The organism is Streptomyces sp. NPDC004667 (genome assembly GCF_040609475.1).
GTDB lineage: Bacteria > Actinomycetota > Actinomycetes > Streptomycetales > Streptomycetaceae > Streptomyces.
In genome coordinates this window covers 1-3,929 of record NZ_JBEXKC010000207.1, presented here as the reverse complement: position 1 = coordinate 3,929, position 3,929 = coordinate 1, and the positions used below count along the sequence as shown (strand labels likewise).

Sequence of the window (3,929 nt, the reverse complement as noted above, 5' to 3'; positions counted from 1 at the left end):
GGGGCCGGCGCGCCGAGCGGGGCCGGGGCGCGGTCGGCGGGCGGCGCCGGCCCGGCGGCGCGGCCCTCGGCGGCGGGCCCCGGCGCGCCTCCCGGGACCTTCGACGCCGCGCCCGCCCGGGCCGCCCTGACACGGCTCCTGCCGCGCCACGCGGGGCAGTTCACGCTCGTGCCCGCCCCGGCGGCCGGCCCCGACACCTTCACCGTCTCGGGCCGCGCGGGCGCCGTCACCGTGCGCGGCTCCACCGGCGCGACGCTGCTCACCGGCGTCGGCTGGTACCTGCGGCACGTCGCCGGGGTGGACATCGGCCTGCCGGGCGACAGCCTCGGGATGCTCCCGGCGACCCTGCCCGCCGTACCCGAGCCGGTCACCCGCAGCGCGCTCGTCCCGCACCGGTACGCGCTCAACGACACCGACGACGGGTACGCGGGCGCGTACCGCTCCTTCGAGGAGCGCCGCCGGCAGATCGACGTCCTCGCCCTGCACGGGGTCAACGAGGTGTTCGTGCAGGTCGGCGCCGAGTACCCGTACTACAAGGCGCTCCAGGGCTTCGGCTATCCGGCGCGGGAGCTGCGCGAGTGGATCCCCGGCCCCGCGCACCAGAGCTGGTGGCTGCTGCAGAACCTGAGCGGCTTCGGCGGGCCGGTCACCGAACGGCTGATGCGCGAGCGGGCCGCACTGGGCGGGCGCGTCGCCGAGCAGCTGCGCGGACTCGGCATGACCCCGGTGCTGCCGGGGTGGTTCGGCACGGTGCCGCCGGAGTTCGCCGCCCGCAATCCGGGGGCGGTGACCGTGGCCCAGGGCGACTGGGCGGGGTTCGCCCGGCCCGACTGGCTGGACCCCGCCTCACCGGTGTCCGGGCGGCTCGCGGCCGCGTACTACGCGGAGCAGCGGGCCGTCTTCGGGGACAGCACGATGTACCGGATGAGCCCGCTGCACGAGGGCGGGCGGACGGGCCGGGTGGACGTGAGGGCCGCCGCGCGGGCCGTCCAGGGCGCCCTGCACGCCGCGCACCCGGGGGCCCTGTGGGCGGTGCTGGGCTGGCAGGACGACCCGACGCCGGAGCTGCTCGCCGGGGTGGACGCCTCGAAGCTGCTCATCCTGGACGGGCTGTCCGACCGGTACAACCGCCTGGACCGGGAGGCCCGTTGGGGCGGGGTCGCGTACGCGATGGGCACCATCCACAACTTCGGCGGGCACACGACGGTGGGCGCCAACACCTCGGTGTGGATCGACCGGTTCGCGGCCTGGCGCGCCAAGGGGAACAGCGCGCTGGCGGGGACCGCGTACCTGCCGGAGGCGGCCGGGACCGATCCGGCGGCCTTCGGCCTGTTCACCGACCTCGCCTGGGAGCCGGGGCCGATCGACCAGCGGGCCTGGTTCGCCGCTTTCGCCGCACGCCGCTACGGAGCGCCCGATCCGGAGGCCGCCGCGGCCTGGGAGGAGCTGCGCCGGGGCCCGTACAGCACCTCCTCGGGGCTGTGGTCGGAGTCCCAGGACAGCCTGTTCACCGCGCGGCCGGGGCTGACGGCGGCCGGCGCCGGGCACTGGAGTCCCAGGTCCATGCGCTACCCGGCCGGTTCGGTGCGCCGCGCCCTGGACCACCTGCTGCGGGTGGCCCCGCGGCTGCGCTCCTCCAGCGCGTACCGGTTCGACCTGGTGGACACCGCCCGGCAGGCCCTGGCCGACCACTCGCGGGTGCTGCTGCCGCGGATCAGGGCGGCCTACGGCGCGGGGAACGCCGCGCTGCTGCGCACGCTCGCCGCCCAATGGGCCTGGAGGGAGGCGCAGTTGGAGGCGCTCACCGGATCCGACCCGAACTTCCTGCTGGGCCGCTGGCTGGACGCGGCCCGCTCCTGGGGCACGACGGAGGCCGAGAAGGACCACAACGAGTACGACGCGCGCTCGATCCTGACCGTGTGGGGGCGCCGCGGCACCAGCGAGGGGGGCTTCCTGCACGACTACGCGAACCGCGAATGGAGCGGTCTGCTCGGGGAGTTCTACGCCGGGCGGTGGAAGCTGTACTTCGGCACGCTGGAGAAGGCGCTGGTCCGGCGGACCGCGCCCCGGACGATCGACTGGCACTCCTACGAGGAGGAGTGGGCGCGGCGCACCACCCGTCCGCCGGCCACGCCCCGCGGGGATCCGTACGCCCTGGCCGCCGCGGTCGCCGCCACCCTCCCGGCGGCGACCGGGGGCTGAGCCACCGCGCGGGACCTACCGCATGGGATCCGGATCCGCTCGCGACACGCCGCACCACTCACCCTTCCGGGGGATTCGCCCTACCCGGACGGGGGAGATCGGATCCGAGTACTCCCTCCCCGCGGAGGCGCTGGGTTGACTGGCCCGGACGTGCCGAGGGGCGGCCGCCGCGGTACTGCGGCGGCCGCCCCTTTCCGACGCCCACGGGCCAGAGGCCGAGCGGAGTGCAGCGAGATGTCCGAGACCGAGCGGGAGCGGCCCCCCGGGCCCCCGGCCACCGCACCGGGTACGGCGGACGAGGCGGGCCCCTCGGACGCCGCGGGCCACGGGGAGGCACCGGGCGCAGCGGGTCCGGCGGGTCCGGCGGCGTCGGCCCTGGAGCTGCTGACCTTCCTGGTGCGCGGGACCGACGGCCCCGCGGACGATCGGTTACCCGGGCCCGCCGCCCCCACCCACCCGGACCGGCTCACCGACGGCGTGGTGGAACTGCGCAAACGCGGGGAACTGACCACCCGGCCCACCGGGTCGGACGCCGGGGACCGCCTGGCGGAGATGGCCCGCCGGGCCGCGGAACGGGCCGGCCGGCCCCGTGCCTGAGCGCCCCGCCGGACCCGCCGCCGTACGGGACCGAGCCGGTGGCCCGGCGGCTCCGAATCGTCCACGCGGCGTCCGGGGCTCGCCACGGCCCCGCCCCTCACGGAGGATCGGTGCGTGAACGACATGACACGGGCCCGGACCGAGGAGGATCTGGCCGACGCCCTCGGCCGGGTCGCCGGGGGCGACGAGGCGGCCTTCGTCTCGGTGTACGAGGCGGTGAGCCCGGCCGTGCTCGGCGTGACGAGCGCCGTGCTGCGCGACCGGGCCCAGGCGGAGGAGGTGACCCAGGAGGTGTTCGTGGAGGTGTGGCGCACCGCCGGGCGCTACCGCCGCGAGCGGGGCGGCGTACGGACCTGGGTGCTGACGATGGCGCACCGGCGGGCCGTGGACCGGGTGCGTTCCGCGCAGGCCTCGGCCGACCGGGAGCGGCGGGCGGCGCGGCTGGAGGCGGCGCTGCCGGAGTTCGACGAGGTGACCGAGGCCGCGCTGGAGCACGAGGAACGGGCGCGGGTGCGGCGGTGTCTGGAGGGGCTGACCGCCCTCCAGCGGCAGTCGGTGGTCCTGGCCTACTACGGGGGGCGGACCTGCCGCGAGCTGTCCGAGACCCTGTCGGTACCGCTGGGTACGGTGAAGACGCGGCTGCGGGACGGGCTCCTGCGCCTGCGCGACTGTCTCGGGGTGAGCGGCTGATGGACACGGAGAACCCGCACGGGGCGACGGCGGCCTATGCGCTGGACGCGCTGCCGGAGCCGGAACGCGCCGCCTTCGAGGCGCATCTGGAGACCTGCCCGGACTGCGCCCGGGAGGTACGGGAGTTCGCGGCGACGGCGGCCCTGCTGGGCGCGGCCGCCTCGGTGGAGCCGCCGCCCGCGCTCCGCGAGGCCGTACTGCGGCGGATCCGGGAGCTCCCCGCCGGGGCGGAACCGGAGGCCGGGACGCCGTCGACCCGGCAGACGGGCGCGGAACGGGCGCCTGGCACGGAACGGGAGCCCGGCGCGGAGCGGTCGCCCGGCACGGAGCGGGCGCCCGGCGTGGACCGGGCGCCCAGCTCAGAGCGGCAGCCCGGCGCGGAGCGGCAGCTCGGCACGGAGCGGGCGCACATCGGACGAGCGAACCGCTGAACTCAACTG

The 3,929-nt window shown here is 77.1% G+C and carries 4 protein-coding genes; all 4 read left to right on the top strand.

The features are described 5' to 3' along the window. Positions 1–2,202: alpha-N-acetylglucosaminidase (locus ABZW32_RS39210; RefSeq protein ID WP_356225616.1), on the top strand; the 2,202-nt coding region annotated here is incomplete at its 5' end. 234 nt (positions 2,203–2,436) lie between these two features. Beyond that, positions 2,437–2,799, top strand: a complete 363-nt coding sequence (locus tag ABZW32_RS39205; RefSeq protein WP_356225614.1) for a hypothetical protein — start codon at positions 2,437–2,439, stop codon at positions 2,797–2,799. A gap of 123 nt (positions 2,800–2,922) precedes the next feature. Next, the gene (gene sigK / locus ABZW32_RS39200) at positions 2,923–3,489 is read left to right on the top strand and encodes an ECF RNA polymerase sigma factor SigK (protein WP_356225618.1); all 567 of its coding nucleotides are present in this window, start codon (positions 2,923–2,925) and stop codon (positions 3,487–3,489) included. Then, positions 3,489–3,920 carry a zf-HC2 domain-containing protein gene (locus ABZW32_RS39195; protein ID WP_356225612.1) on the top strand — a complete coding sequence of 144 codons (432 nt, stop codon included), beginning with the start codon at positions 3,489–3,491 and terminating at the stop codon, positions 3,918–3,920. The genes sigK and ABZW32_RS39195 overlap by 1 nt, the downstream gene beginning before the upstream one ends. Positions 3,921–3,929: the final 9 nt, after the last annotated feature.

Coding starts and splice junctions, on each gene's coding strand:
- ABZW32_RS39205 (WP_356225614.1), top strand. CDS start 2,437: ATGTCCGAGACCGAGCGGGAGCGGCCCCCCGGGCCCCCGGCCACCGCA.
- sigK (WP_356225618.1), top strand. CDS start 2,923: ATGACACGGGCCCGGACCGAGGAGGATCTGGCCGACGCCCTCGGCCGG.
- ABZW32_RS39195 (WP_356225612.1), top strand. CDS start 3,489: ATGGACACGGAGAACCCGCACGGGGCGACGGCGGCCTATGCGCTGGAC.